Here is a 25,209-nt window from a genome sequence, read left to right on the forward strand (position 1 = left end):
CATGCTACTATGTGTGTGAAAACGGAAACACCTGAAAGGGCGCCCGTCAAAAGGATCAGGACCGTTAGCAAACAACAGGGGGAAAAAAAGATGACCAAAGAAGACATCGTAAAACAGATCATTAAAGATGTTGGCGGATCAGACAATATCAACAATGCATGGCACTGTATGACTCGCTTGCGTTTTGATTTAAAGGATGAGAAAAAAGTCGACTATGCGGCGTTAGAAAAAACACCCAAAGTCGTAGGAACAAAATATCAAAGCAATCAGCTGCAAGTAGTGATAGGAACGGATGTTGCTGATTATTATGCACCTTTGGCCAAAGAATTAGGACTTGATGAAGCGAACCAAGGGGAGTCATCTGAGAAAAAAGGCGCCGTTTCCTTATTTATGGATACCGTTTCTGGCGTTTTTGGTCCGATCGTTCCAGCTATCGCTGGCGCAGGAATGATTAAAGGATTGATGGCTGGATTGGTGGCATTGAATGTCATCTCTAATCAAACAGATACCTATTTAGTGATCGACATGATTGCGAGCGGCGTATTCACATTCTTGCCATTTTTTGTTGCTGCTTCTGCCGCTCGGATTTTTAAAACCAATCAATATTTAGCGATCGCAATCGCGGCAACGCTGCAATTTCCAACAATGACCAATGCGGTAGCCGAAGGAAGCATTTCCGCCTTTCGTTTGTTCGGCGTACTGCCAGTACCCGTCTTTAACTATGCAGGGACAGTGATTCCCATTATCTTTGCCGTGCTGGCACTCAGCTATATTTACCGTTGGGTCGATAAACTCTTACCACAAGTGCTGCGTACCGTGTTTACACCGACGATTTCGTTGTTTGTCACTGGTATCTTGACATTAACGGTCATTGGCCCAATCAGTATCCATCTAGGAAACTTATTGGCTGCTGGCGTGGCTGGATTATTCACTATCTCGCCTGTCTTAGCAGGAATCGTGGTAGGGGCGATTCGACCAATCGCAATCTTCACGGGACTGCATCATGCCATGACCCCGATCGCTTTGCAAAACTTTGCCAATCAAGGATATGATATGCTGATGCCAATGATGTTTATGGCAAATATGGCAATCACCGGCGCAACAGCAGCTATTTATTTCAAAGTCAAAACCAAAGAAGAAAAATCGATCATTCTATCGTCGGCGGTTTCAGGCTTGTTAGGGATCACAGAACCTGCGTTATTCGGGATTTTGTCGAAGTATAAAAAAGCCTTTATCGCAGCAACAGTTGGTAGTTCTGTAGCTTCTGCCTTCATCAGTTTCTTCGGTGTTCGTATTTATGGGTACATTCTTTCAAGTATCTTTAGTTTGCCAGCCTATATCGGGGAATACTTTGTCTACGCCGTTCTAGGGATCATCTTGGCGATCGGCTTATCTTTTGCCATGAGCTGGTTCTTGGTACCAAATCAAGCAGCAGAAGGCGATCGTTACACCAACGAAGTGGATCTGCATGCCGTGACCCATGGTGAATACGTCCCATTAGAAGATGTACCAGATGAAGTTTTTTCAACGAAAATGATGGGAGAAGGCTATGCCATCGAGTCCCAAGATGGCCAAATCTTTGCACCAGTCAGTGGCGAAGTCACCACTGTGTTCCCTTCAAAACATGCCGTCGGGATCAAAACCCAAAACGGCGTTGAAGTTCTTGTGCATATGGGGATCGATACAGTTTCCCTTGGCGGTCAAGGCTTTGAAGTCTTTGTCAAAGCTGGGGAGCAAGTCACTCCGCAAACCAAACTGGCACAAATGGATCTGCCATTTATCAAGCAGCAAGGCAAAGAAACCATGGTGATCGTTTTGATCACCAACATGGATCGCGTGCAGCAATTTTCTGTAAGTACTGATTTAGAAGGCAGACACCAAGCCGGTGCATTGCTGGAAAAAGTCGTCTTGAATGCCTAATAAAAGAAAAAAGATGAGCTTCGTTAACGAAGTTCATCTTTTTTTATTTGTCCAGTAACTATTTATGTTTATTCATAACGCAAAGCTTGGATTGGATCTAGTTTACCTGCTCGGTTAGCAGGCAATGTGCCGGCTAAAAAGGCAATCAATAAGATGACACCCATAACAGTCAGCGTGTTCGACCAAGAAAAACCAATCAATTGAAATCCGGTCAAAGCTTCAAGAAACGTGCTTGAAGCATAGTCATTGATGATATTTCCTAAACTAAAAGCGGCGACGATCCCACTGAAAGCGCCGAAGAAACCAATTAAGAGTGCTTCGAAGCTAAAGGTCAGAAAAACTTTGCTGCGACTCATTCCTAAGGCTTTCATTAAGCCAATCTCACGGGTTCGGTCTTGAACAGACATATACAATGTATTGATAATACCAAAGCTGGCAGCTAACAGTGAAATTGCCCCAAATAAAGTCAAGACGCCAGTAATCGCATCAATTACCATACGAAACATATTGATTTCATCTTCCACAGTCATTCCTTGGAAGCCATTTTCTTGTAAAGATTCTTTGATGGTATCGATTGCTTCACTGGATAAATTTTCTTCTAGATATGCCTGTACAACAAAAGATTGGTTTTTTAAGTTTTCTGGTAAGCCTACTTCATAAATTTCCAACACTTTTTGACTCAAAGCCTGATTAAAAATAGTCATTCCAGCTTGAATAAAGCTGAAATGGCGAACCCCAACAATTGTTGCTGTGACAGTTTCTTGTTCACCAGTTGCATGAGAAGACACTCCAATAGTAACTTCTTTTTCCAAAGCCTCTTTGGCATCTTTAAAGCCTAAAATTTCCACATAATCTTGATCAAGAATGACTTCAAATCCATCAACTTCATTATTGACTTGTCGACCATCTTCTAATTCTAAATCGATATCACCAGAAGCCATTGCGGTGAGTTGATATTTCGTAGTGGAACTCCCCTGAATGTAATCCGCTACTAAAAAGCTGATTGGTTTAACGGTATCAATATGCTCGATACTTTCAATTACTTCCATATCTGCAGGTGTAATTACGTTAGCTTCTGCAGAGGATTTCTCTGGATCGTATTCTTGAATAGTGGACGCTGGTATTATATTATTACTGCCATCCATTTTGTAGACTGCTAGTAGGCTATTGTCACCGGCAGCTGTAATTTGTTGATCGAGGTAATTATTAATACCGGTGTTGATACCCATCGTTAGATAAATGGTAAAGGCACCAATAAAAATAGCAATGATCGTCAGGAGTGTTCGGCCTTTGTTTCGCAACAGATTTTTCGCAGAAGTTTTTAACAAATCGTTGAATTTCATTTATCGTCCTCCTCAATCACTAAACCATCTTTAATATGGATCTGCCGATCACAGCGGGCAGCTAGATCAGGATCGTGGGTGACGATGACTAGGGTGATATTTTCTTTTTCGTTAAGATCAAATAATAGCTCTTCGACTTTTTCTCCCGTCGCTGAATCAAGATTTCCAGTAGGCTCATCGGCAAAAATGATTTTGGGTTTGTTGACGAGTGCTCGGGCAATACAGACCCGTTGTTTTTGACCGCCAGAAAGGTCAGATGCTTTATTTTTTGCTTTATCACCCAATTCTACGGCTTGTAGTGCTTCATCTACCAGTTTTTTTCGTTGATTTCGACGCATACCGCTGATTTTCAATGGTAGCATCACGTTGTCATGAACCGTATCTTTGGCGTTCATAAAAAATTGCTGAAACACGAAGCCAAAGGTTTCGTTTCGCAGTTTGTTTAATTCAGCAGCCTTTTTTCCTTTGACATTTCTTCCAAGTAAAAATAGATCTCCGCTAGTAGGCTGGTCCAACAAGGCTAATAAGTGCATCAATGTAGACTTACCTGAACCACTTTTACCGATAATTGCCACTGACTCACCCGCATAGATTTTTAAATCAATGCCCTTCAAGGCATCGAATCTAGTTTCTCCTTTTCCATAAACCCTCGTTAACTTTCTTGTTTCTAAAACGATCATTACATTCCTCCTCTAAAAACGTTAATAAGTTAAGATTATCACAAATAGTTGCCAATAAATCAGTCTTTAGGAGTAGTTTCTGAAATTAAATGAAAAAAAGCGACCCCCACTGGGAATCGCTAAGAAGCTATAAAATAAATTTTAAGTTCAATTAACTACGCAGCCCGCGGCCTTTTTGGATCAAGTACCAGCATACGCTGTATAAGACGACAATGAACAAGACCAAAATACCGATGGAGAGGAAAATCGGGACATCGATGGTGCCCAAAAAGCCGTAACGGAAACCAGAGATCATATACACGATCGGGTTGACTTTGGAGATCGTTTGCCAAATCGGCGGCAGCATGCTGATGGAGTAAAAGACGCCTCCAAGATAGGTCAATGGTTGTAAAACAAAGGTTGGTACGATGGAAACATCGTCAAAGGATTGGGCGAAGATCCCATTTAGCAACCCTGCTAATGAAAATAAGATGGCGGTCATGACAAGGGTTAAGACAACGATGACCCAAGAATAAACATGTAATGGGACGAAGAAAAGGGAAATGATGGTCACCAATGTGCCCACCAAGATACTACGGCCAAGTCCGCCAAAGACAAAGCCCCAAATGATGACGTGGGTAGGGACCGGCGCCACTAAGAGTTCCTCAATGTTTTTTTGAAACTTCTGTGAAAAGAAGGAAGATGACACGTTAGAGTAAGAACTAGTGATCGTTGACATCATGATCAGCCCAGGAACGATAAATTCCATATAAGAAAAGCCGCCCATTTCGCCGATGCGGCTGCCGATCATTTTCCCAAAGATAATAAAGTATAAGGAAGTAGTGATGACGGGTGGGACGAGGGTCTGCACCCAAATCCGTAAATAGCGGTTGGTCTCTTTGACCGCTAAACTTTTTAAGGCTGTAAAATAAAGACTAAACATGGTTTTCCTCCGCTTCGTGTGATTCTTCGGTGATTTTCAAAAATAGTTCTTCCAAGCGATTGGATTTGTTGCGCATGGAGAGGACATTGATCCCTTGCTGACTGAATTGGGCAAAAAGATCGTTGACGCCTTGATCTCGAGCGACTTCAACAGCGATGGTCTGTTCATCTTCCATTTGGATCGGATACCCAGTGATCGTTGGTGCTTGCTTGATCGGTGCGATATCAAAAAGAAAGGTTTCAAATTGCAGTTTTGCCAATAAGGACTTCATGCTGGTGTTTTCGATCAGTTCACCAGATTGGATGATCCCGATGTTGCGGCAAAGCATTTCCGCCTCTTCTAAATAATGGGTCGTCAAAATGATCGTTGTGCCCTTTTGGTTCAATTCCCGCAAAAAGCTCCACATTTCCCGCCGTAATTCGATATCGACACCTGCCGTCGGTTCATCCAAAATCAATAGCCGTGGTTCATGCATCAGGGCACGAGCAATCATCAAACGGCGTTTCATCCCGCCCGACAGCATCCGCGCACGAACATTGCGTTTTTCCCACAAATTCGACTGCTTCAGGTATTTTTCGCTGCGCTTGATGGCTTCGTTGCGAGGGACACCATAATACCCAGCTTGATTGACAACGATCTGCTGGACCGTTTCAAAGGGATTGAAATTGAATTCTTGGGGAACCAGACCAATCTGTTGTTTGACTTGGACCAATTCTTTGTCTAAATCGTAGCCGAAGACTTTGACGCTTCCCGAAGATTTATTGACAAGAGAGGTGATAATGCCGATGGTGGTGGACTTTCCAGCGCCGTTTGGGCCTAACAAGGCATAAAAGTCGCCTTCTTCCACCGTCAAATTTATGCCCCGCAACGCTTCAACGCCGGTAGCATAGACTTTGCGTAAATCGGTTAGTTCTAGTGCATAGGTCATGTTTGTTTGAACTCCTTCTATGTATGATGGTTTATTCTATCATTTTTTTTCAAGAAGAACCGCATGATTTGATTTTTTTCATTTGATTAGATAACAATTGTTGCTAATCGATGAAAAGTGGGAAAGAGGCAAAAGAAATAACGACCATTTGATCGTTTTTTCGATAAAGTCGATTGTTAGCATAAATACCGTTCTGGTCGTTCTGTCTGTCCTAATAAGTAATCGACAGAAACATTATAGAGGGAAGCTGCGTGTAGCAGCGTCAATACATCGGGTAAGCGATCGCCTGCTTCGTATAAGGTGTAATCGGGGTAAGACACATCGAGATGCTGGCATACTTCTTTTGGGCTCAATCCGCGTTCTTCTCTTAAAAATTTGAAGCGGCAACGCAAGGTGTCTAATAAAAAAGCTTCTTCTAATGTCACTTTGCGGTCCTCCTTAAAAAATAGCGCTTTTTTTCGCACTATTCTCTTTTTATTGTACCAACAAAAGCAAAATATGCGAAGTGATTCACATGAAGGGCGATCGGTTTTTGTCAAAAAGTGAAACAAATGACTTGCTCTGAGACGCGTTTCATACAGTATGCTTGATTTATAAAAAGGAAGGCGGGATGGAAACATGAATACATACATGAAGAAAAATGGTGCGGAATGTTGTTATGTGACGTTGGCATTTGATGGACAACAACTGGTATTGACGAAGCCAAAAGGGTTCTTTCAAGAACGGTTAGTAGAAATTCCTGTGGATGAGATCAGTCACTTGACGTGTGATGAACACTTCGGGTCTCAGCGCATCGGATTTATCCATCACAACGATTACTATGAATTTTATACATGTGGGCTAAGTGTGATAGACTATATGAAAGAACAATTATTCGTTTAAGGAGCAGTGAGTCATGGCAAACATTCGGGATATTGCACGCTTGACCGGCTATTCGGTCTCAACGGTTTCACGAGTCATTAATAACAATCCTTATGTCAGTGAAGAAAAGCGTCGTAAGATCCTGGCTGTCATGGAAGAGGTCAACTATATTCCGAATTACACGGCGCGGGCATTAAGTGTCGGCAAAACCAAAAACATCGGCGTGATCCTACCGTTTGTCAATCATCCCTATTTTGATCGATTATTGAGCGGCATCACGACAGCAGCGTTTGCTCGTGGCTATAAGGTGACGCTTTTAGCCACGAACTATGATCCGCAAGTAGAGGAAGCATATTTGCAAGAATTTGCGGCGAAAAGCTTTGATGCTTTGATCATTACCTCGCGGGCGAATCCGATCGAAACCTTATTGCCTTATCGTTCATACGGACGCATCGTCTTTTGTGAAAATATCTCGTATTTGACTGACGGCTGCACTTATATCGATCGAGAGGAATCGATCAAGGAGGTCTTCACGTATTTTAAGGAACAAGGCATCCAGAAAATCGGCGTGACATTGGGACGTAGCCGCAAGCTCAGCAGCAATTCAAAAATCACGGTCCGTTTGGCTCATGACTATTTTTCGACCTTTTCCGAAGACTTGATTTTTTGGGATTGTTTGACGGAAGAAGATGGCAAAGAAGCGGCTGCTTATTTTGCATATAAAGGAGTCGAAGCGATTTTCACCAATGGGGATCATGTTGCTGCAGGGATCCAGTCGCAGGCGCCGGGAGAATGGCTCGTGATTGGACGGGACAATCTATACATCAGCGAGCTGCTGCAGCTTTCAACGATCGATCATCACTTGCAAGCTTGTGGGGAGACTGCCGTCCAATTGGCGGTAATGGAAAAAAGCGGCAACTATCGCATGCCTTATGAGTTCATCAAACGATAGCTACAGACGAAACGATGCGCAAACAGTGCCCCTGAGCGGGCAGTGCTTGCGCATCGTTTATTTAATGGGATTTGGTGTAATGGTCAATGATCTGTTTCAACAGCTGCGCGCTGCCGACGCCTGCTTTTTGATCGTAATAGGCGGTAAAACGCTCGTCTTGAACGTACATTTCCCCTAAAGATCGGTGATATTCTGCTGAGTAAAAGGGCGCTGCTTGTTTAAGCCATGCTTGATGCGCAGCAAAAGCCTTTTCGGCTTTGTCAGAAGGGATTCGTTTCCCTTCCTTTTCATTCAATAGCTCTTTTATCAGCTGCAATAAGCGGTTTTCGTTGTCGGTCAGTGCTTGATAATCGACTTGGGTCATCTGCTGCCACTTTTGGTTGCTTTGTTCGATGATTTCCTCACCGTAGGCTTCTCGTAATTCGGCACCGTAGTTCGCTTCGTTTTCACGAATTTTTTGTTCCTTAAAATAACTGAATTTCTCTTGATCGGTCATCGTCTTTTCTCCTTCATAATAATCAATTGTTTGCGCCAAGGTGGTCAAAAGACTGTCCAGGGCTGCTCGCTCTTGTAAAAGCTGTTGGTAATGCTGCAACAAGACCGTTTGGATCGATTCTTGTGGCTTATCCAAGATTCCGCGGATTGTTTCTAATGACAGCCCAAAAGACTTAAAATATAAAATCTGCTGTAGGCGATCGACTTCCTGTCTCCCGTAGATACGGTAACCAGCTGAGTTGGTGCGTTGCGGTTGTAACAACTTGATCTGATCATAATACCGCAGGGTACGGCTGCTGACTCCTGACAGTTTAGCTAAGGCACTGATCGTATATTCCATCGGCTTTTCCCTCCTTACACCTGTATCCTAAAGGTTGACGTAACGACAAAGTCAAGAAAATTTTTTTGCGTTTTTTAAAATGTGCTATAATTATAACAAAGAAAGGAAGATAAGATGCAAATAGTTTTTTCTGATATTGATGGGACGTTCCAAGAAATGGGGCACCCGATTCATGAGATCAATAAAGAAGCCATCCGTTGTTTGCAAGACCAAGGGGATCACTTTGTGTTTGTCACAGGGCGAGGATTTGAGCTTGTTCAAGATATGATGGCGGAAGAAGGCCTTTCCTGCGATGTGATTTTTGGAAACGGCGCTGGTCTAATGGTAAAAGGAGAAGCGCCTGTTTTGACGCATACTTTGCCCTATAAGACATTGGCGCAAGTGATTGGTATCTTAGAAACAGAAGAGGTTTTTTATTTCTTACATACTGACCATGGCATCATTTCCCCACAAGCGCATTTGTATGAAGCGCAGTTTCAAGAAAGCCGCAAGCAGTTACTCGCGGAGTTAGGGGAGCGAGGACAAATCATCGCTGACTACAAATATGAGTTCTTTTACAACGAATGTCTTCATAAAGACGACGTGCTGCAGTTTATGAAGGAACATCCAGAGATAAAGGTCATCAAAATCGAACTGATGGAAGCGTCAGACGAAAAAAGAGAACGGCTACGGGAGATGATCCAATCAGAAACGGCTGCGATTTTTCAATCCTTTGTCCAAACACTGGAGATCGTTGATCCATTGGCGACCAAAGGTGCCGCGATCCGTTCCTTTTTAGAAGCTTTTCCCGCTGCCAAAAGCTACGGGATCGGTGATGGTGAAAATGACCTTGCGATGTTTGAAGCGGTGGATGTTTCTTTGGCTGTAGCAAATGCCAGCCCAGCGATCAAAGCAGTTTGTGATCGAACCATTGAGCGCGCGGAAGATGGCGGTGTTGGCCGCTTTATTTTAACAGAATTAGTTTCGAGAGAGGATGTTGTGCATGAAGTTGATTGAAACCCCAGTAAACCAAAATCTAAATATGGAAACTTTTTACCCGAACATCTCCAAGTATCTATTCGACAAAATAGCGATCAAATACTATAAATTGTACTCGCTTGATCGGACGCAGATTCTCTATGTGGATAGTTTTGATACGATTTCTTTAGTATTGATCAACAATAAAAAGAAAATCAGTCGGGAAGAAGTCGACACAGCGATTCATCGTTTGCTGAAGGTCGATCGCAAAGACGTGACCGTCAATGTTAATATTCGTAAAGAAATGGAAGCAAGAGGCATCACCTTTTCTAAACCGAGGAAAGATGTCATTCTTGTTCAATTGCCTGTGAAAGAATAGTAGTTGAAAGAAGTTGGGACATGCACGTTGCAAGAGCAATCAAACGTTGAACAAAGGGGCGACCTTACACGCGCGCAGGAATGATGCGCCAATAAGTAGGAGGCTGACCCATGCTTTTGAGCAATTTGTTCTCAGATGGATTGCCTTGTACTAGCAAAAACCCAACTTTTTTTTGAAAAAAACAAGATTTTCTGTCTTTTGTGTTTTTTTTGCTATAATGAGAAGAAGTAAGCTAGAGGGAGTAAGAACATGCAGAAATTATTTAAAGATGACAGCTTGACGCTGCACACCGATCTCTACCAAATCAACATGATGCAAACCTATTGGGAGTTAGGCAGAGCCGATCGTAATGCGGTGTTTGAATGCTATTTCCGTGACATGCCTTTTGAAAACGGCTATGCGATCTTTGCCGGTCTGGAACGACTGATCGACTATTTGAACGATTTATCCTTTTCAGAAACGGATATTGCCTACTTGCGAGAAATCGGCGGCTATCCAGAAGCCTTTTTAGAGTATCTAAAGGAGTTCAAGTTTGCTTGTACCGTTCGTTCTGCGTTAGAAGGCGATTTAGTCTTCAACAATGAACCGATCATTCAAGTAGAAGGGCCGTTGGCACAAGCACAGTTGATCGAAACGGCGTTACTGAATATGGTCAATTTCCAAACACTGATCGCCACGAAAGCGGCCCGCATCAAATCCGTGATCGGCACGGATCCCTTGTTGGAATTTGGTTCACGGCGGGCACAAGAATTGGATGCAGCCATTTGGGGGACCCGAGCGGCTTATATTGGCGGAGCAGATGCGACGAGTAATGTGCGGGCAGGGAAGATTTTTGGCATCCCAGCCAGCGGAACCCACGCCCATTCCCTCGTGCAATCCTACGGCAATGACTATGATGCATTTATGGCGTATGCCCAAACCCATAAAGATTGCGTATTCTTAGTCGATACCTATGATACATTGCGCTTAGGTGTGCCAAATGCGATTCGTGTGGCTAAAGAGATGGGGGATAAGATCAATTTCTTAGGTGTGCGGATCGACAGCGGCGATATGGCGTATATCTCGAAAAAAGTCCGTGAACAGCTGGATGAAGCGGGATTCACGGAAGCCAAAGTCTATGCTTCCAATGATCTAGACGAAAATACGATTCTAAGCTTGAAAATGCAAAAGGCGAAAATCGATGTGTGGGGTGTCGGCACCAAGCTGATCACCGCTTACGATCAACCGGCATTAGGCGCGGTTTATAAACTGGTGGCCATCGAAAATGAGCAGGGAGAAATGATCGACACCATCAAATTATCCAGCAATGCTGAAAAGGTTTCGACCCCTGGGAAAAAACAAGTTTGGCGGATCACCCGTAAATCTGACGGCAAGTCAGAAGGCGATTATGTCACGCTATGGGAAGAAAATCCACAAGCAGAAGACGAACTGTTCATGTTCCATCCTGTTCATACCTTTATCAACAAAACAGTGACGAACTTTGATGCGCGACCATTATTGCAAGACATCTTTGTAGATGGCCAGCAAGTGTATCAAGTGCCTGACTTAGAACACATCAAAGCCTATGCGACGAATTGCTTGGATTCCCTTTGGGACGAGTACAAACGTGACTTGAATCCACAGAAATACCCAGTCGATCTTTCGCAAGAATGCTGGGATCATAAAATGCGCACGATTGAAAAAGTACGCAAACAAACCAATGGCGCGATTTTGTAATCCGCAACTGCGCTGGTCCTAGGATCAGTCAGCTGCTTCAAAAAATAAGAGGAGGCGTTTCTATGACCATGCAACAAGAAATTATCAAAGAATTAGGAGTCTTACCGACCATCGACCCGAAAGAAGAAGTTCGTAAGAGTATTGATTTTTTAAAGGCGTATCTGCAAAAGAATCCGTTCTTGCATACGTTTGTCTTGGGGATCAGTGGTGGACAAGATTCGACGTTAGCTGGACGGCTTGCGCAATTGACGATGGAGGAAATGCGCAGCGAAACTGGGAATCCCAACTATCAGTTCATAGGGGTACGCTTACCTTATGGGGAACAAGCAGACGAAGAAGATGCCAAAAAAGCGCTAGCGTTTATCCAACCAGACATTGAGCTGCGGGTAAACATCAAAGCCGCCGTCGATGCGCAAGTACAAGCGGTGGAAGAAGCAGGGTTAGCGGTTTCCGACTTTAATAAAGGCAATATCAAAGCCCGTCAACGGATGATCACGCAATATGCCATTGCGGGTGAAAAAGCAGGAGCTGTTCTGGGAACAGATCATGCTGCGGAAAACATCACCGGCTTCTTTACGAAGTACGGGGATGGCGGAGCCGATATTTTACCACTGTTTCGTTTGAATAAGCGCCAAGGCCGTCAACTCTTGCAATATTTAGGCGCGCCAGAAGCGTTGTATACAAAAGTCCCAACTGCGGACTTGGAAGATGGTAAACCTTTAGTGGCAGATGAAGCAGCTTTAGGAGTGACCTACAACGACATCGATGACTATTTAGAAGGCAAGGAAATTTCGGCTGAAGCCCAACAAACCATTGAAAACTGGTGGAACAAAACGCAACACAAACGCCACTTGCCAGTCACGATTTTTGATGATTTTTGGAAATAAACGAAACCAATGATTGAGTTCCATTCGGATAGAAAGAAGAGTCTAGGGGGCAAGAAACCTTAGACTCTTTTTTTATGAGGCTTGCTTTCTTTAAAAATAACAAAAGCTTCTTACCTCGGCTTTACTTTCTTGCCTCGAAAGCATAAAATACGAGGGTACCTAGAATGTGTAGAAAAGGAGGAATGTTCCTTCGTGAAAATAAATAGCCATCCTTATCTGAAGATCGCATTAAAAGGCATCGCCATCGTCCTGTTGATCATTTTCAGTAATTTATATTTGCAATGGTGTCAAAACAATCTTTCCGTTGAATTAGCTCTGAAATTTGCCTTTTCGTGGCATACAGCAAAGTTTTTCTTGGCTTGTGGGGTGCTACTGCTGGTGTATGGGGTGTTTGCCAGCTTGGCAGGTTCGGTACTGATCGGAGGCGTCTTTTATAGTGTCGTCATCGGAATCTTAGGATATGCCAACCACACAAAGATGGTCTATCGCCAAGAACCAATCTATCCCGATGATTTAAAGATGGTCACTCAATTCGACCTTCTACGAACCATGATCGGCAATAGCGCCTTTTTCTTAGCCATCCTCTTCGCTCTGGCGGCGATCGGGGCGATCGGCTGGAGTATCTATCGCAGCCGCAAATTAAACCTGCGTTTGCAAGTGATGCGAGGAGCAGTGCTGGTCGTATGCTCGCTGGGCTTAGTCTATGTTTCTCACTTCAATGACAGCAACAACCTTTTACGCAAAGCCTACAATCAGACGGCGCTCTGGATTCCGTATTCACAAAAAATGAACTACTACAATACGGGATTCATCGGTGGGTTTTTGTACAACCTGCGGGTAGATGCCATGACGAAGCCTGAGGGGTATTCAAAAGAAGCGATCCAAGCGATTGCGGACACCTACAATGCACAGGCTGCGGAGAAAAATCAAGACCGTGAAAGTGAAGCACCAAATATCGTCTATGTGATGAGCGAGAGCTTTTCCGACCCGAGCCATTTAAATGGCTTGTCGATCACCGGCGATCCGTTGAAAGACTATTACCACGTCGCCGATCAAACCATCAGTGGAAAAATGCTTTCGCAAAATTATGGAGGCGGTACGGCAAACATCGAGTTTGAAGCGCTGACTGGTTTTGCCATGGGCCTATTGAATCCGCAAATGACGACGCCTTACACGATGCTGGTGCCGAAATTGACGCAACTGCCATCCTTGGTTTCTTTCTTGGAACAATCAGGGTATACGGCAACGGCGATCCATCCATACGATACATCGATGTATAAACGCAAGGATGTCTATGGGGTGATGGGGTTTGAACAGTTTATCGATCAAGAGACGATGACCTATACCGACAAAATCGAAAATAATCCTTATATTTCTGATGAGGCGGCCTACAAAGAAGTGCTGGCATTGTTGGAAAACGATCAGCAACCGCAATTTGTCCATTTAGTGACGATGCAGACCCATATGCCGTATGCTGGTAAATACGATACCTTGAATTACCAAGCAAGTGGTCCGGGCAATATGGCTTCTTTGGAAAACTACCTGCAGGATATCTCCTACAGCAGTACAGCGTTGAAAAACTTTGTAGCTGAATTAGAGCAGCTGGATCGGCGAACGCTGGTCGTCTTTTGGGGGGATCATTTACCAGGCATTTATGCCGATGAGATCAAGGAGCAAAATGAAACGGCTGCCCTGCATGAAACGGAGTTTTTGATGGTCGATTCGCAAGGAAATTTTGCCCCAGAAGATGTACCTGTAACAAGTCCCTTTTACTTTGCGCCGAACCTATTAGAAGCCAGTGACCAACCAACGAGCGGGTTTTACCAGTTGTTATTGGCCTTGCAAGATGAGCTGCCAGCTTTTGAAATGGGTCAATACTATCAAGGCGGGCAATGGCAGACGACCCTTGCATTGGATCAAGAAGCCCAAGAAATCTATGATGCCTACAATTTGATCCAATACGATGTGTTACAAGGAGAGCAATACAGTTTAACGACTGGTTTGTTTGACTAAATGAAATGTAAAATAGCGCCTTATCCCAGTGTTAGTCACAGGATAAGGCGCTTTTGTTTGTATGAAGTTATAAATCCTGCCATTTACGGTTTTGATCAAAATCATTGGCGGCGGTATAGGCGTCTTGAACGATCGTTTCAGGGTAGCCCATGACTTTTAAGAGGGCGATTGCATTGCGGCTCAAGGCAGGACCGGATTTGACCTTGTAATCAAAGGAGATGCCGTCATCTTCCGTGACTTGTTCAGAAAAATGAATGTTGCAGCAGTCATTTTTCAATATTTCAGTCAGCTCAATATCATGAGTGGCGACAAATGCCAATGATGGGTAGGCACGCAGCCAATGGATGATGCTGGCAGAAGCAGCGATCCGTTCCACCGTATTGGTTCCTTTTAAAATCTCATCAACAAAACAATAGCAGCGCTGGTTCGTAGCAACGGTGTCTAGCAGGCGTTTGATGGATTTGATCTCTGCTACAAAATAGCTGTCGCCTTCAAATAAATCATCTTCGACAGCCATCGAGGTAATGACGTGACCGGGAACCATCGTAAAGGTTTCGGCAACTGCTGTCTGGATCGTTTGTGCCAAGATGCAATTGATGGCGATACTTTTGACATACGTCGATTTGCCCGAGGCATTGGAGCCAGTCACGAGGGTATTGTGGGTCCAAGCAACATCATTCATGACTGCTTCACTTAGAAGCGGGTGATACGTACCCGTTGCTTGTACACCTCCGCTTGTTTGGAAGGTCGGTAGGCAAGTGATGGGCATATACGTGCGAAAATTTAAAATGGCGGCTGCGACTTCCAATTTTCCCAGCAAATTCCACAGATCGATGGCTGCTTGTTGGTGCTTTGCCAGGGTAGTGGTGACCGTTTGATAGGAAATAAACGGCAGCATAAAAATGATATTGATGTATTCAAACAACATGTCTCCTTCGCTGCCGTTTTTGGCACGAAACGAAAAGGCGAAACGAGTGATCTTTTTTAATGGTGCCAAGGATTGTTTGATCTCATCTTGGAGGGGCGTGTTGATTTTAGCGATCTGACTGCCACAGGCAATCGTTTGAACCAAATAGCGCATGCTGTTCAGTTCTGTTTCCAGCTTGGCTTTTTTGATGGAGTAATAGATCGTATTGAAAACGACACTAACCAACGTCAACAGGATGCCTTGGACAAACCCCAGCAGGAGCAGCAAGATGCCGACTAACGGCAGCACACCTAAAAAGACAAAGAACGGCAGAGAGCCGATCGATTGCGCAGCTTCATTGGCCAAGTAGGCTTTTGAGAAATTATCATCTTGTTTTCCTAAACGAGCAAACGTATATTGGGATTGTTCGCGTGCGGCACTGTCAGCAGCAAAAAAGTCGATCAATTTGGTCAGCTGTTTGTCCGTCTTGAAGCGAAAATTGCGTAATTGCTGGTACAATGCTTCTGAACCAACACTGGAAAACGTCAGATTAATGGACTCAAACAACGAAAAGCCATCCAAGTCATACCAAGTGATGTCATCGACCTCGCTATCAAAATCGTGAAACTTCTTCTCAGTCAGCCAAGCCTTTTTCAAACTCGCTTCTTTATCAAAGCGGGGCTGACGGGGAAGCTTTCCCCAAGCAAGCCGAACGTAACGGCGTACTTTGTATCGATTCCAGATATCTAATGCGGTCAAGATGAGAATGCTGGCGAGTATGATCAAAATGACCATCGTTTGTGGTTCCATATGCAAAAGTCCTCCTAATGGCTAATGAATGCTGGCTAAAGTTAAGTGTTGCTGTGGGCAGGATCGATTTCTTTCAAACAAGCATAGATCCGTTCAATATCTTGGGTCGTGCCTCGCAGCTCGAAATCCGCTAAGAACGGGATCGAAAATTGCTCCGCATATTGCTTTGCGGTCAAGCAATATTGATAATTGAAGTTTTTGTTGCCACTGCCGATCACGCCTAAGCAAAGAGCTGCGTTGTTTTCATAGTCAATGTATTCCCGCATGGTTTCTGTGAGAATCTCCTGATCGCCGTTATCGACGCCATTTCCACCTTCTAAATAGGTAGGGACAAAAACCACATAAGGTTCGTCTTCTTGTTCAAAGACACTATTGTCATGAATTTCTTTGGCTTCCCAAGTACTCGGAGTGTCTTGCTGATCCGCATAGGCCAACAAGCGGTTGACGAATGCACGGGTATTTCCAGAGATTGAAATATAAAGTAGTTTCATTTTTTTCATCACCTTCCGCTTTCTAGTATAACAGAAACCATTTATGAAAAGATGAGAACTTCGGCAGTCTTTTCTAGTAAAATGCAGCCAAAGGCTTTAAACTGAGAGAGGAGTCCAATACAAAGGAGTGGCAATAATGTTTTCAAAAATGCATCATGTGGCGATCATCGCCAGTGATTACCAGCAGACCAAAGAATTTTATGTAGAGAAATTAGGCTTTGAAGTGATTCGTGAACATGCGCGCCCAGAAAAGAAAGATGTAAAAATCGACCTGCGCTTTGGGGAATCAGAAATAGAACTGTTTGTGGTGGAAAACCCACCAGCAAGACCAAGTTTCCCCGAAGCAGCTGGCTTGCGGCATTTGGCATTTGCGGTGGAAAATATTGAAGCAGTCGTGGCAAAGTTAGCCGCCAAAGGAATTGCGTGTGAACCGATTCGTTTCGATACCTTTACGAATAAGAAAATGACCTTTTTCCAAGATCCAGACGGCTTGCCGTTGGAATTGCATGAATAAATAAGGAAAACTTTGTGTGGATCCTTTGTCGATTCAACTTGGTTTTTCTTGAGAGAATTGTTATTCTATGTATAGAAGTAAGGAGGAGAAAACGTGATAAGATTTGCAAAAAAAGAAGATCGCTTTGTCATGGCTGAACTCGTTTTAGTCATTTTAAAGGATATGGAATTGCCCTTTGTCAAAGAGATCGGTGAAGCAAAGACCTTAGAGATCTTGGCAGATGCCATGCTAGAACCCGACTATCGTTACGGCTTTCGCCGTGCGTTGGTCAATGAGATCGACGGGGAGGTTGCTGGGGTCGCCTTTGGATATCCAGACAAAGAAGAGGCGACGATCGATCAGCCTCTAGATAAAGTGCTGGAACAGTACGGTTTGAGTAAAGACATGAAGCTGTTTATCGATGAAGAAACCTTACCAAATGAATGGTACTTAGATACCATCTGTGTGGCTGAGAAATTTCGCGGTAAAGGTGTCGGCTCAGCCTTATTAGAAGCGTTGCCGAAAATTGCTTCTAGAGATGGCTATGAGGTGATCGGCTTGAGTGTTGACCGAGCAAATCCCCATGCGAAGCGGCTCTATGAAAAGCATGGCTTTGAAGTCGTGGCCCAAAGAGAGATCAGTGGCCACCTATACGACCATATGCAAAAAAGAACCAGCTGATTTTTCAGCTGGTTCCATTTGTTAGTCGAAGCTCAAGAGGATGGTCTTTCTTGCGGTGCCGATTGTACAGCCAGTAATCCATGACGGCAGCGATACAGATGCAGACCGGTGCATCCCGATCATCAACGACATCCAGTACATAATAATCCCCCGTCAATAAGGTCGCCTTATCCATTTCCATGATCTTTTTATTGAAATGATGGATCCCATAGCGATGATTGTAGATATCGCCGTGGACCGCCCAGTGAAGCTGCTGGATATAGTAGAAATCACCCGGCCAGTTAAAGATTTTTTGCAGTGTACCGACTTTCTCAAAGTCTTTGTAGATCTCAAAGCGCGTACCAAAAGTAAAACTGATTTGTTTGATACTAGCAACCATTTGCCCATTCAAGCGGTAAAGGGAAAGAGCATCGCCCTTAGTTCCCCAACGGCCCACCATTAAAAACAGTGATTTGCCTGTTTCATCTTTGACAATGGTGCGTGTGACTCTGCTAAGTTGTCTGTCTTGGATGAAAAATTCTGACATACTTACGCCTCCTCATGTATCCCCAAAAAGCTGCGTGATTTAAAGATTTTCATCAATTGCCCGAACGATCGCTTTGCCGACACCAGACTCAATATTGGTGTCCGTCAAATACTTCGCGGCTTCTTTTACCTCTAACTCGCCATTTCCCATTGCAAAACTAACGCCTGCCAGTTGCAGCATACTTACATCATTTAAGTTGTCACCGATCGTCATCACTTCCTCCAGTGAGATCATCCGATCCTTAGCGACATGCGCCACTGCGATTCCTTTTTGCGCGTTTCGGTGGTTGATCTCAATATTGTTTTGTCCAGAAGAAGTCACCACTAGATCGCCGTACCCATCGATGATTTTCGTGATAGGACCCAATACCCGCGCACCATCTTGATGGAAGCAAATCACTTTCAAAAATTCTAATTCTTCGATCGAAAACAACTCACTGAAATCATCGACATAATTGATCGGTAAAAATTCCAAACGGGCTGCTGTCATAGCAATCGCCATCTTATGGGTTAAATGGGGCATTGCTTCTGCCGTGTGGATCGCAAAATTTTCGATCCGACGTGTTTGGCTTTCCGAATAGATCCCGTTGCTCGTGGAGATCTCAAAATAGATGTCGTTTTCTTTGAGTAGGTCGATCAACGAACGAGTTTGTTCATGGCTGATCGGTACAGTAAATAATGAATTACCCGCTTCGTCGTAGACTTGGGCACCATTCAAGGTGATCATTGCACAGTCGATCCCGGCTTCTTGCAGCGGCGGCAAAGCCTCTTTGCGGTTACGGCCAGTTGCGACCATAAATTCGATTCCTTTGGATTGGGCATGTTTGATTGCTTGGATATTTTCTTCTGAAATCTGCATACTAGCATTTAAAAGCGTACCATCCATATCAGAAGCAATTAATTTGATCATTGTCAGCGTCCTTTCTTAATCGTTTCTACAAATAGTGTACCATAAATCGCGCATTTTTTTTCTTTCGAAGAGTAATTCTTGTTTCTAAGGGGAGGGATTTGTTATCCTAGAAGAAAACAAAGGAGATTCGCCATGAAACGAATATTGGACAATGATTGGCAAGAACAATTGCAGGAATCATTTGAGCAGCCGTACTACCAACAACTGCGGACTTTCTTGAAACAAGAATATGCCCAGCAAACGATCCATCCAGCGATGGATCATATTTATGAAGCCTTAAAACTGACACCATACCATGACGTAAAAGTTGTCATCTTAGGTCAAGATCCTTATCATGGCCCTCACCAAGCCCACGGACTGTCGTTTTCCGTACAGCCGGGGGTCAAAATACCGCCTTCGTTGCGGAATATTTACAAAGAATTAGCTGATGACTTAGGGATTCCACCTGTGTCCCACGGTTATCTCGTACCTTGGGCGCAACAAGGGGTCTTATTGTTGAATACCGTGTTGACAGTACGTGAAGGGCAAGCCTATTCACATCACGGGCATGGCTGGGAGCAGCTGACTGATACGATCATCGAAAAATTGAATCAACGAGAAGAACCGGTCATTTTTGTGCTTTGGGGCAAACCCGCCCAAAAGAAAGCCGCTTTGCTAGATACTAGCAAACATATTATTATAACAGCGCCTCATCCAAGTCCGTTATCAGCGCATCGAGGATTCTTTGGTTCGAAGCCTTTTTCTAAGATCAATCAAGCATTGCTGGCGTTAGGGGAAGAACCGATTTCCTGGGCGTTGCCGGAAAAAATAACACAGTTGTAAAACTGTGTTATTTAGAATGAGTGAACTTGTGAAAAAGGTAACGATATTTAAAATAATCGACTAATACAGGATTTTTATCTGTTCTTTTTTTCGCAATTATTGTACAATGGAAGGGTATAAAAAAACTGGAGGTCTTTACCCGTGGAATTATTCGAAAGTTTAAAATTTAAAATCGTGCGTCGTCATATCAAAATCGTTTTTCCTGAAGCAACAGATCCTCGTATCCTAGGTGCTGCTAGCCGTTTACGTTCAGAAGAATTGATTGAACCTGTTTTGATCGGTAACCCGGTTGAAATCGAAAAAGCAGCGGAAGCTCGCGGAATCAACGTATCAAACTTTGAAATTTTAGATCCTGAAAATTATGATCGTTGGGATGAAATGGTTGAAGCTTTTGTGGAACGCCGCAACGGCAAAGCAACCAAAGAACAAGCAGAAGAAATCTTAAAAGATGTCAACTATTTCGGTACAATGTTGACTTACATGGGCATTACTGAAGGAATGGTTTCAGGAGCGATCCATTCTACGGGTGATACAGTAAGACCCGCTTTACAAATCATCAAAACAAAACCAGGTGTGAGCCGTACAAGTGGTGCTTTCTTAATGGTTCGTGGTCGTGACCAAGAAAAATACTTGTTCTCAGACTGTGCCATCAATGTAAACCCAACTGCACAAGAATTGGCAGAAATCGCTGTTGACTCAGCGAAAACCGCTGAATTATTTGAAATCGATCCAAAAGTTGCTATGTTAAGCTTCTCAACGAAAGGGTCTGCGAAAGCACCAGAAGTAGATAAAGTCGTTGAAGCAACAAAAATCGCCAAAGAATTGGCACCAGAATACCAAATCGATGGAGAATTGCAATTCGATGCTGCGTATATCTCAGCAGTTGCGCAATTGAAAGCTCCTGAATCTGAAGTAGCAGGTAAAGCAACCGTCTTTGTTTTCCCAGATTTACAATCAGGAAACATTGGTTACAAGATCGCCCAACGTTTCGGTAACTTTGAAGCGATTGGACCAATCTTACAAGGATTGAACAAACCAATCTCTGATTTGTCTCGTGGTTCAAATGAAGAAGATGTCTACAAATTATCAATCATTACTGCGGCACAAACACTAATGGAAAAATAAGCAGCTAATCGCTGCACTGATGAAAAACTGATCCCTTGAGGGTCAGTTTTTTGTTTTGCTCTTGGAAAGTTGAGGGCAGCAAAGGAGGAAGTGTGCGCAAAAGCAACGATCCAGTGATCGTCGGGAAATTTTCCCTAAGCTCCTTCTTTACAATTCCTTGAAAAACAAGCTATACTAGCAACTAGTAAATTAGATTGATCAAAGGATGGGGACTATGTTTACCATTAACGACTTAGAAGCAACCGCAGCATTTGCAAAAATCATTGGAGAGGCAGCCGAGCCAGGGGATAATCTGGTATTGACGGGCGATTTAGGTGCTGGCAAAACAACCTTGACGAAAGGCATCGCCTTGGGGCTAGGGATCGAGCAACTGATCAAAAGTCCGACCTATACGATCATTCGTGAATATACCAATGGACGGCTACCGCTGTACCATATGGATGTCTATCGGGTGGAATACGGTGCAGATGATTTAGGACTGGATGATTATTTCGAAGGGGATGGCTTGTGTGTGATCGAGTGGGGCAATCTCTTAGAAGCCTCCCTGCCAGAGGATTATTTAGAACTGATTTTGGAAAAAGATGATACAGATGAACAAAAACGTCTTGTGAAATGTCATGCATATGGCATCAAAGCAACCGCCTTTTTGCAACGGATCACAACAAAATGGCAGGCAGCCCATGAGTGAGATCCAATTACAGATCAAAGAAGCCACGGGTGCTGATGCCAAAGCTGTGTTAGCAGTCAGTCAACAGCTAGGAGAAGAAACGGATTTTCTTTTGATGGACGAAAGCGGCTTGGCGTTGCCAGAAGCCTTATTGGCAGAACAGCTGGACGCTATCTATGAACGGGACGACTATTTGCTGTTGTTGGCATTTGATCAAGAACAATTGATCGCCATGGCATCAGTCAAAGGCCATGAAGAGTGGCAATTAGCCCATGTCGGGGAGATCGGTATCTCGATTTTAAAAGACTATTGGGGCTTGGGCTTAGGTTCGCTCTTGATTGAAGAATTACTGGACTGGGTAGTAGAAGTTGGCGAATTGACCCGCATCGAGTTGACCGTTCAAGCGAGAAATTTACGGGCGATCCATCTGTATCAAAAATTTGGTTTTTTAACAGAAGGCTGTATGAAAGAAGCGGTGCAAACCCGCAAGGGGCAAAAAGTTGACGTCTTGATGATGGCACGTCTTTTTGAATCATAAAAAGGAGTGAAGAAAATGGAGTTTCGGGAACCGACGATCGCAGACTGCGATCAAATCGAAGCGTATCGGCAAGCCTTCGAGAAGAATCAAGAAGTCATCCACGGTGGGGCAGGACTTGTAGAAAGTCCCACAGCCAAAGACTGGCTAGAGGGATTGGCGGATTTTAAAACAGCAGAAACGGTACCAGAAGGATTCGTTCCCGCCCGTACCTATCTGGCTATCCAAGATCAAAAAGTGGTCGGTCTCTTGAATCTGCGTCTGACACTTAATGCGTATTTGCGCCAAATTGGCGGACACATCGGGTATTCAGTGCACCCAGACCATCGAAAGCAAGGCATCGGCTCGGCAATGTTGGCACAGTCATTGGTAAAGGCCAAACAATTTGGCTTGAACAACGTGTTAGTAACCTGTGAAGAAGCCAATCGCGCCTCCGCCAAAGTCATTGAAAACAACGGTGGTAAATTGACAGAAAAAGTCATTGATCCTGAAGATGGCGCTATAATCTGTCATTATTGGATCGATTTGACTTAAAATGAATCCTTCCTTAAATGAAAACGTGCGTCCTAAAGGCTAGCGCAATGCTGACTTTAGGACGCACGTTCTTATTTATTTGACTAAAACCAATTTTTTTAATGGATCGATGCCAAATTCTTCTTCTTGACGCAATAAGATTTGGGCACATGCCCGACTATCTTCTAGTGCATCATGGTGGTTTAGTAAAGGAATCTGTAATTGCTCACAAACCGTGTTTAATTTGTGGTTCGTAAATTCTGGATACAGCTTGCGGCTCGTTCGCACCGTGCATAAGGAAAGATAATTTGGTTGTGACAACCCATAATAATCAAGACATCCCGCCAAAACCCCCGTATCAAAACCAGCGTTATGGGCAACGATCAAACTGTTCAGTTGATAATATTGTTGGATTTGTTTCCATACGTCAGGAAACTTAGGCGCTTCTTGTACATCTTCTGGACGGATGCCATGAATTTGAATGTTTTTCCAAAAAAATTCCGTTTCCGGTTGGATCAATGTGTAATATTCGCCCACGATTTTGCTATCTTGTACCATGACTAGTGCAAGGGAACAGGCACTATGCTTTTGATAATTTGCTGTTTCAAAGTCCATTGCGATAAAATTCATCAGACTCACCTCATTGCCATTCTAGCACAAAATCAAAGAATGAAAAGCGAACAAACGTTAAGAAAAACTGAAGTTTTCTTACGGATAGTTGAGATCCAGTTCCACCGGACAATGGTCACTGCCAATGATATCTGTATGGATCTTGGCGTCTAGCAAGCTCTCATTTAAGTCATCCGAAACGACAAAGTAATCGATGCGCCAGCCAGCATTGTTTTTGCGAGCGTTGAAACGGTAGCTCCACCAAGAATAAATACCTTCTGCATCTGGATAGAAATAGCGGAACGTATCGGTAAAGCCAGCAGCCAAAAGAGTCGAAAACTTTTCCCGTTCTTCAGGTGTAAACCCAGCACTTTTTTGATTGGTTTTCCAGTTTTTGATGTCGATATTTTTATGGGCAACATTCAAATCACCACAGAGAATCACTGGCTTTTGTTGTTTCAATTCAGTCAAGTAAGCCAAAAAGGCATCTTCCCAAGTCATGCGATAATCCAAGCGGCGCAATTCATTTTGGGAATTCGGTGTGTAGCAAGTAATCAAGAAAAATTCAGGATACTCCAGCGTGATGACGCGACCTTCCGTATCATGTTCTTCGATTCCTAATCCATAACGGACCGATAGTGCAGGTTCTTTTGCGAAAATCGCTGTGCCAGAATAACCTTTCTTCTCCGCATAATTCCAGTATTGATGATAGCCTGGTAGATCCAATTCGATCTGACCTTCTTGCAGCTTTGTTTCTTGCAAACAAAAGAAATCAGCATCGAGGGCTTCAAACACTTCAGAAAAATTTTTTTTAACGATGGCCCGTAAACCATTGACATTCCAAGAAATAAATTTCATTGAGACTCCTCCTTCTTTTCCACTACGCCTCCCATTTTACCTAAAAAAGCCAGAAGCGCAAAGCAAGTGAGCGGAATGAGGAAAACAAGGAGGAAGAATGAGGATTAAATTTGGATGCTAGAGAAAATTCGTTTGTAGTACGGAAAAGGAACGATAGCTCTTTACGCTTACTTCCATTTTATGATACAGTCATTTTGAAAAGGGGGCAGTTTCATGACGATCAAAGCGCAAGTTTCAGCGAAAATGACTTCGAAAAATCAAATAACTATTCCAAAAAGTGTGCGGCAAATACTAGGCTTAAAAGAGAATCACTGGGTAATTTTTGAATTTACCCCAGAAGGTGAGATCAAGGTAAGAGGCGAAAAAGCAGCACCTTCTTTTGAAGCTTTTTGGAAACAAGAATTAGCGATCATAGAAGAAATGGGAAAATTTGACACAGGTGAGATGTTTTTTGAAAAAGATTTAGGTGAGGAGAACATTGAATGGTAAGGCAAGGAGATATTCTTTTATTGACTTAAATCCCACCAAAGGAAATGAAATGGCAAAAAAAGACCGTGTGTAGTGGTTAGTAATGATTATTATAACAAGAGTTTCAATACCATCTTAGTGATGCCACTCAGTAGCTCAAAAAAATATGTAGAAGAAAAATTTGCTCGATCGAATGCGTTTCAAACAGTTACCGAAACACAATAAAGTAAAGTTCAAGGGACGATTCTTTGTCAGCATATTTGCAGTGTGGACTTCTTGCATCGCAGCAACTTAGAAGTAGTCGATAAAGTCACTACGGAGATGAAAGAACGATTATCTGAAATAACAAAACACTTTTTTTGAAGCTTACTCTTTATTAATCAGGTCATTCGAAAAGAGGCG

Annotated in this window: 29 protein-coding genes; 17 read left to right on the forward strand and 12 right to left on the reverse strand. The window is 43.4% G+C overall.

The window, feature by feature from the left end; genetic code table 11:
* The first annotated feature begins 90 nt into the window (after nucleotides 1-90).
* Nucleotides 91-1,920 carry a glucose PTS transporter subunit IIA gene (locus Q1X33_RS12500; RefSeq protein WP_005228496.1) on the forward strand — a complete coding sequence of 610 codons (1,830 nt, stop codon included), beginning with the start codon at nucleotides 91-93 and terminating at the stop codon, nucleotides 1,918-1,920.
* A 68-nt stretch (nucleotides 1,921-1,988) separates the two neighbouring features.
* Here Q1X33_RS12500 and Q1X33_RS12505 read toward each other — a convergent pair whose 3' ends face one another.
* The 5 genes from Q1X33_RS12505 to Q1X33_RS12525 form a co-directional block, all read right to left on the reverse strand.
* Complete coding sequence (locus Q1X33_RS12505) at nucleotides 1,989-3,263, reverse strand: ABC transporter permease (protein WP_270788203.1); 1,275 nt, start codon at nucleotides 3,261-3,263, stop codon at nucleotides 1,989-1,991.
* Entirely contained in the window at nucleotides 3,260-3,943 is a 684-nt protein-coding gene (locus Q1X33_RS12510) for an ABC transporter ATP-binding protein (protein WP_005228498.1), read from the reverse strand. The genes Q1X33_RS12505 and Q1X33_RS12510 overlap by 4 nt, the downstream gene beginning before the upstream one ends.
* 151 nt (nucleotides 3,944-4,094) lie before the next feature.
* Complete coding sequence (locus Q1X33_RS12515; RefSeq protein WP_005228499.1) at nucleotides 4,095-4,865, reverse strand: ABC transporter permease; 771 nt, start codon at nucleotides 4,863-4,865, stop codon at nucleotides 4,095-4,097.
* Nucleotides 4,858-5,793 (reverse strand): ABC transporter ATP-binding protein, encoded by a 936-nt coding sequence (locus tag Q1X33_RS12520; RefSeq protein WP_005228500.1) that lies wholly within the window; start codon nucleotides 5,791-5,793, stop codon nucleotides 4,858-4,860. The genes Q1X33_RS12515 and Q1X33_RS12520 overlap by 8 nt, the downstream gene beginning before the upstream one ends.
* Before the next feature lie 176 nt (nucleotides 5,794-5,969).
* Nucleotides 5,970-6,218 (reverse strand): helix-turn-helix domain-containing protein, encoded by a 249-nt coding sequence (locus tag Q1X33_RS12525; RefSeq protein ID WP_005234115.1) that lies wholly within the window; start codon nucleotides 6,216-6,218, stop codon nucleotides 5,970-5,972.
* A gap of 193 nt (nucleotides 6,219-6,411) precedes the next feature.
* Here Q1X33_RS12525 and Q1X33_RS12530 point away from each other — a divergent pair, with 193 nt between their 5' ends.
* Complete coding sequence (locus tag Q1X33_RS12530) at nucleotides 6,412-6,675, forward strand: hypothetical protein (RefSeq protein WP_005228502.1); 264 nt, start codon at nucleotides 6,412-6,414, stop codon at nucleotides 6,673-6,675.
* A 13-nt stretch (nucleotides 6,676-6,688) separates the two neighbouring features.
* Nucleotides 6,689-7,606, forward strand: coding sequence for a LacI family DNA-binding transcriptional regulator (locus Q1X33_RS12535; RefSeq protein ID WP_005228503.1), 918 nt, complete (start codon nucleotides 6,689-6,691; stop codon nucleotides 7,604-7,606).
* A gap of 61 nt (nucleotides 7,607-7,667) precedes the next feature.
* On the opposite strand, the gene Q1X33_RS12540 is transcribed toward Q1X33_RS12535, so the two are convergent.
* Nucleotides 7,668-8,441 (reverse strand): MerR family transcriptional regulator, encoded by a 774-nt coding sequence (locus Q1X33_RS12540; RefSeq protein WP_005228504.1) that lies wholly within the window; start codon nucleotides 8,439-8,441, stop codon nucleotides 7,668-7,670.
* 114 nt (nucleotides 8,442-8,555) lie between these two features.
* Between Q1X33_RS12540 and Q1X33_RS12545 the strand changes: the two genes are divergently transcribed.
* The 5 genes from Q1X33_RS12545 to Q1X33_RS12565 all read left to right on the forward strand — a co-directional run bounded on the left by Q1X33_RS12545 (nucleotide 8,556) and on the right by Q1X33_RS12565 (nucleotide 14,393).
* On the forward strand, nucleotides 8,556-9,437 hold the full coding sequence (locus Q1X33_RS12545) for an HAD-IIB family hydrolase (protein ID WP_005228505.1): 882 nt from the start codon (nucleotides 8,556-8,558) through the stop codon (nucleotides 9,435-9,437).
* The gene (locus Q1X33_RS12550; RefSeq protein ID WP_010749898.1) at nucleotides 9,424-9,777 is read left to right on the forward strand and encodes a DUF1827 family protein; all 354 of its coding nucleotides are present in this window, start codon (nucleotides 9,424-9,426) and stop codon (nucleotides 9,775-9,777) included. The genes Q1X33_RS12545 and Q1X33_RS12550 overlap by 14 nt, the downstream gene beginning before the upstream one ends.
* Nucleotides 9,778-10,026: 249 nt before the next feature.
* The gene (locus Q1X33_RS12555) at nucleotides 10,027-11,493 is read left to right on the forward strand and encodes a nicotinate phosphoribosyltransferase (RefSeq protein WP_005228507.1); all 1,467 of its coding nucleotides are present in this window, start codon (nucleotides 10,027-10,029) and stop codon (nucleotides 11,491-11,493) included.
* A gap of 62 nt (nucleotides 11,494-11,555) precedes the next feature.
* Nucleotides 11,556-12,380 carry an ammonia-dependent NAD(+) synthetase gene (gene nadE / locus Q1X33_RS12560; RefSeq protein WP_010749896.1) on the forward strand — a complete coding sequence of 275 codons (825 nt, stop codon included), beginning with the start codon at nucleotides 11,556-11,558 and terminating at the stop codon, nucleotides 12,378-12,380.
* A 192-nt stretch (nucleotides 12,381-12,572) separates the two neighbouring features.
* Entirely contained in the window at nucleotides 12,573-14,393 is a 1,821-nt protein-coding gene (locus Q1X33_RS12565; RefSeq protein ID WP_034869124.1) for an LTA synthase family protein, read from the forward strand.
* Between the two features lie 67 nt (nucleotides 14,394-14,460).
* Here Q1X33_RS12565 and Q1X33_RS12570 read toward each other — a convergent pair whose 3' ends face one another.
* Both Q1X33_RS12570 and nrdI read right to left on the reverse strand, forming a co-directional pair.
* Nucleotides 14,461-16,110: a DNA mismatch repair protein MutS gene (locus tag Q1X33_RS12570; protein ID WP_034869126.1), complete on the reverse strand. Its 1,650-nt coding sequence runs from the start codon at nucleotides 16,108-16,110 to the stop codon at nucleotides 14,461-14,463.
* 41 nt (nucleotides 16,111-16,151) lie between these two features.
* Nucleotides 16,152-16,601, reverse strand: coding sequence for a class Ib ribonucleoside-diphosphate reductase assembly flavoprotein NrdI (gene nrdI, locus Q1X33_RS12575; RefSeq protein ID WP_005228511.1), 450 nt, complete (start codon nucleotides 16,599-16,601; stop codon nucleotides 16,152-16,154).
* A 136-nt stretch (nucleotides 16,602-16,737) separates the two neighbouring features.
* On the opposite strand from nrdI, the gene Q1X33_RS12580 reads away from it, so the two are divergent.
* Both Q1X33_RS12580 and Q1X33_RS12585 read left to right on the forward strand, forming a co-directional pair.
* Entirely contained in the window at nucleotides 16,738-17,115 is a 378-nt protein-coding gene (locus tag Q1X33_RS12580; protein WP_005228512.1) for a VOC family protein, read from the forward strand.
* 93 nt (nucleotides 17,116-17,208) lie between these two features.
* Nucleotides 17,209-17,775 carry a GNAT family N-acetyltransferase gene (locus tag Q1X33_RS12585; protein ID WP_005228513.1) on the forward strand — a complete coding sequence of 189 codons (567 nt, stop codon included), beginning with the start codon at nucleotides 17,209-17,211 and terminating at the stop codon, nucleotides 17,773-17,775.
* Nucleotides 17,776-17,779: 4 nt separating this feature from the next.
* On the opposite strand, the gene Q1X33_RS12590 is transcribed toward Q1X33_RS12585, so the two are convergent.
* Nucleotides 17,780-18,301: an LURP-one-related/scramblase family protein gene (locus Q1X33_RS12590; protein WP_005228514.1), complete on the reverse strand. Its 522-nt coding sequence runs from the start codon at nucleotides 18,299-18,301 to the stop codon at nucleotides 17,780-17,782.
* Between the two features lie 39 nt (nucleotides 18,302-18,340).
* Nucleotides 18,341-19,210 carry a Cof-type HAD-IIB family hydrolase gene (locus Q1X33_RS12595; RefSeq protein WP_034869128.1) on the reverse strand — a complete coding sequence of 290 codons (870 nt, stop codon included), beginning with the start codon at nucleotides 19,208-19,210 and terminating at the stop codon, nucleotides 18,341-18,343.
* 132 nt (nucleotides 19,211-19,342) lie between these two features.
* On the opposite strand from Q1X33_RS12595, the gene Q1X33_RS12600 reads away from it, so the two are divergent.
* The 5 genes from Q1X33_RS12600 (at nucleotide 19,343) to Q1X33_RS12620 (ending at nucleotide 22,893) form a co-directional block, all read left to right on the forward strand.
* The gene (locus tag Q1X33_RS12600) at nucleotides 19,343-20,032 is read left to right on the forward strand and encodes a uracil-DNA glycosylase (protein WP_005228516.1); all 690 of its coding nucleotides are present in this window, start codon (nucleotides 19,343-19,345) and stop codon (nucleotides 20,030-20,032) included.
* Between the two features lie 141 nt (nucleotides 20,033-20,173).
* Nucleotides 20,174-21,157, forward strand: a complete 984-nt coding sequence (pta, locus tag Q1X33_RS12605; protein ID WP_005228517.1) for a phosphate acetyltransferase — start codon at nucleotides 20,174-20,176, stop codon at nucleotides 21,155-21,157.
* A 214-nt stretch (nucleotides 21,158-21,371) separates the two neighbouring features.
* A complete protein-coding gene (gene tsaE, locus Q1X33_RS12610; RefSeq protein WP_005228518.1) occupies nucleotides 21,372-21,845 on the forward strand; it encodes a tRNA (adenosine(37)-N6)-threonylcarbamoyltransferase complex ATPase subunit type 1 TsaE in 474 nt (157 codons plus the stop codon).
* Nucleotides 21,838-22,362 carry a GNAT family N-acetyltransferase gene (locus tag Q1X33_RS12615; RefSeq protein WP_005228519.1) on the forward strand — a complete coding sequence of 175 codons (525 nt, stop codon included), beginning with the start codon at nucleotides 21,838-21,840 and terminating at the stop codon, nucleotides 22,360-22,362. Before tsaE ends, Q1X33_RS12615 begins: the two co-directional genes overlap by 8 nt.
* 15 nt (nucleotides 22,363-22,377) lie before the next feature.
* A complete protein-coding gene (locus Q1X33_RS12620) occupies nucleotides 22,378-22,893 on the forward strand; it encodes a GNAT family N-acetyltransferase (protein WP_005228520.1) in 516 nt (171 codons plus the stop codon).
* A gap of 75 nt (nucleotides 22,894-22,968) precedes the next feature.
* On the opposite strand, the gene Q1X33_RS12625 is transcribed toward Q1X33_RS12620, so the two are convergent.
* Both Q1X33_RS12625 and Q1X33_RS12630 read right to left on the reverse strand, forming a co-directional pair.
* Entirely contained in the window at nucleotides 22,969-23,502 is a 534-nt protein-coding gene (locus Q1X33_RS12625; RefSeq protein ID WP_010749886.1) for a 3'-5' exonuclease, read from the reverse strand.
* A 78-nt stretch (nucleotides 23,503-23,580) separates the two neighbouring features.
* Nucleotides 23,581-24,339 (reverse strand): exodeoxyribonuclease III, encoded by a 759-nt coding sequence (locus tag Q1X33_RS12630; protein WP_005228522.1) that lies wholly within the window; start codon nucleotides 24,337-24,339, stop codon nucleotides 23,581-23,583.
* A 213-nt stretch (nucleotides 24,340-24,552) separates the two neighbouring features.
* Between Q1X33_RS12630 and Q1X33_RS12635 the strand changes: the two genes are divergently transcribed.
* Together Q1X33_RS12635 and Q1X33_RS12640 are read left to right on the forward strand one after the other, a co-directional pair.
* A complete protein-coding gene (locus tag Q1X33_RS12635; protein ID WP_005228523.1) occupies nucleotides 24,553-24,828 on the forward strand; it encodes an AbrB/MazE/SpoVT family DNA-binding domain-containing protein in 276 nt (91 codons plus the stop codon).
* A 72-nt stretch (nucleotides 24,829-24,900) separates the two neighbouring features.
* The gene (locus Q1X33_RS12640) at nucleotides 24,901-25,032 is read left to right on the forward strand and encodes a hypothetical protein (RefSeq protein ID WP_005228524.1); all 132 of its coding nucleotides are present in this window, start codon (nucleotides 24,901-24,903) and stop codon (nucleotides 25,030-25,032) included.
* Nucleotides 25,033-25,209 lie beyond the last annotated feature (177 nt).

The organism is Enterococcus sp. B2E4 (genome assembly GCF_030499455.1).
GTDB classification, from domain to species: domain Bacteria; phylum Bacillota; class Bacilli; order Lactobacillales; family Enterococcaceae; genus Enterococcus_D; species Enterococcus_D casseliflavus.

What these genes read in the sequence shown, in the direction of transcription:
- Q1X33_RS12500 (WP_005228496.1), top strand. Translation starts at nt 91, where the DNA reads ATGACCAAAGAAGACATCGTAAAACAGATCATTAAAGATGTTGGCGGA.
- Q1X33_RS12505 (WP_270788203.1), bottom strand. Translation starts at nt 3,263, where the DNA reads ATGAAATTCAACGATTTGTTAAAAACTTCTGCGAAAAATCTGTTGCGA.
- Q1X33_RS12510 (WP_005228498.1), bottom strand. Translation starts at nt 3,943, where the DNA reads ATGATCGTTTTAGAAACAAGAAAGTTAACGAGGGTTTATGGAAAAGGA.
- Q1X33_RS12515 (WP_005228499.1), bottom strand. Translation starts at nt 4,865, where the DNA reads ATGTTTAGTCTTTATTTTACAGCCTTAAAAAGTTTAGCGGTCAAAGAG.
- Q1X33_RS12520 (WP_005228500.1), bottom strand. Translation starts at nt 5,793, where the DNA reads ATGACCTATGCACTAGAACTAACCGATTTACGCAAAGTCTATGCTACC.
- Q1X33_RS12530 (WP_005228502.1), top strand. Translation starts at nt 6,412, where the DNA reads ATGAATACATACATGAAGAAAAATGGTGCGGAATGTTGTTATGTGACG.
- Q1X33_RS12535 (WP_005228503.1), top strand. Translation starts at nt 6,689, where the DNA reads ATGGCAAACATTCGGGATATTGCACGCTTGACCGGCTATTCGGTCTCA.
- Q1X33_RS12540 (WP_005228504.1), bottom strand. Translation starts at nt 8,441, where the DNA reads ATGGAATATACGATCAGTGCCTTAGCTAAACTGTCAGGAGTCAGCAGC.
- Q1X33_RS12545 (WP_005228505.1), top strand. Translation starts at nt 8,556, where the DNA reads ATGCAAATAGTTTTTTCTGATATTGATGGGACGTTCCAAGAAATGGGG.
- Q1X33_RS12550 (WP_010749898.1), top strand. Translation starts at nt 9,424, where the DNA reads ATGAAGTTGATTGAAACCCCAGTAAACCAAAATCTAAATATGGAAACT.
- Q1X33_RS12555 (WP_005228507.1), top strand. Translation starts at nt 10,027, where the DNA reads ATGCAGAAATTATTTAAAGATGACAGCTTGACGCTGCACACCGATCTC.
- nadE (WP_010749896.1), top strand. Translation starts at nt 11,556, where the DNA reads ATGACCATGCAACAAGAAATTATCAAAGAATTAGGAGTCTTACCGACC.
- Q1X33_RS12570 (WP_034869126.1), bottom strand. Translation starts at nt 16,110, where the DNA reads ATGGAACCACAAACGATGGTCATTTTGATCATACTCGCCAGCATTCTC.
- nrdI (WP_005228511.1), bottom strand. Translation starts at nt 16,601, where the DNA reads ATGAAACTACTTTATATTTCAATCTCTGGAAATACCCGTGCATTCGTC.
- Q1X33_RS12580 (WP_005228512.1), top strand. Translation starts at nt 16,738, where the DNA reads ATGTTTTCAAAAATGCATCATGTGGCGATCATCGCCAGTGATTACCAG.
- Q1X33_RS12590 (WP_005228514.1), bottom strand. Translation starts at nt 18,301, where the DNA reads ATGTCAGAATTTTTCATCCAAGACAGACAACTTAGCAGAGTCACACGC.
- Q1X33_RS12595 (WP_034869128.1), bottom strand. Translation starts at nt 19,210, where the DNA reads ATGATCAAATTAATTGCTTCTGATATGGATGGTACGCTTTTAAATGCT.
- Q1X33_RS12600 (WP_005228516.1), top strand. Translation starts at nt 19,343, where the DNA reads ATGAAACGAATATTGGACAATGATTGGCAAGAACAATTGCAGGAATCA.
- tsaE (WP_005228518.1), top strand. Translation starts at nt 21,372, where the DNA reads ATGTTTACCATTAACGACTTAGAAGCAACCGCAGCATTTGCAAAAATC.
- Q1X33_RS12615 (WP_005228519.1), top strand. Translation starts at nt 21,838, where the DNA reads ATGAGTGAGATCCAATTACAGATCAAAGAAGCCACGGGTGCTGATGCC.
- Q1X33_RS12620 (WP_005228520.1), top strand. Translation starts at nt 22,378, where the DNA reads ATGGAGTTTCGGGAACCGACGATCGCAGACTGCGATCAAATCGAAGCG.
- Q1X33_RS12625 (WP_010749886.1), bottom strand. Translation starts at nt 23,502, where the DNA reads ATGAATTTTATCGCAATGGACTTTGAAACAGCAAATTATCAAAAGCAT.
- Q1X33_RS12630 (WP_005228522.1), bottom strand. Translation starts at nt 24,339, where the DNA reads ATGAAATTTATTTCTTGGAATGTCAATGGTTTACGGGCCATCGTTAAA.
- Q1X33_RS12635 (WP_005228523.1), top strand. Translation starts at nt 24,553, where the DNA reads ATGACGATCAAAGCGCAAGTTTCAGCGAAAATGACTTCGAAAAATCAA.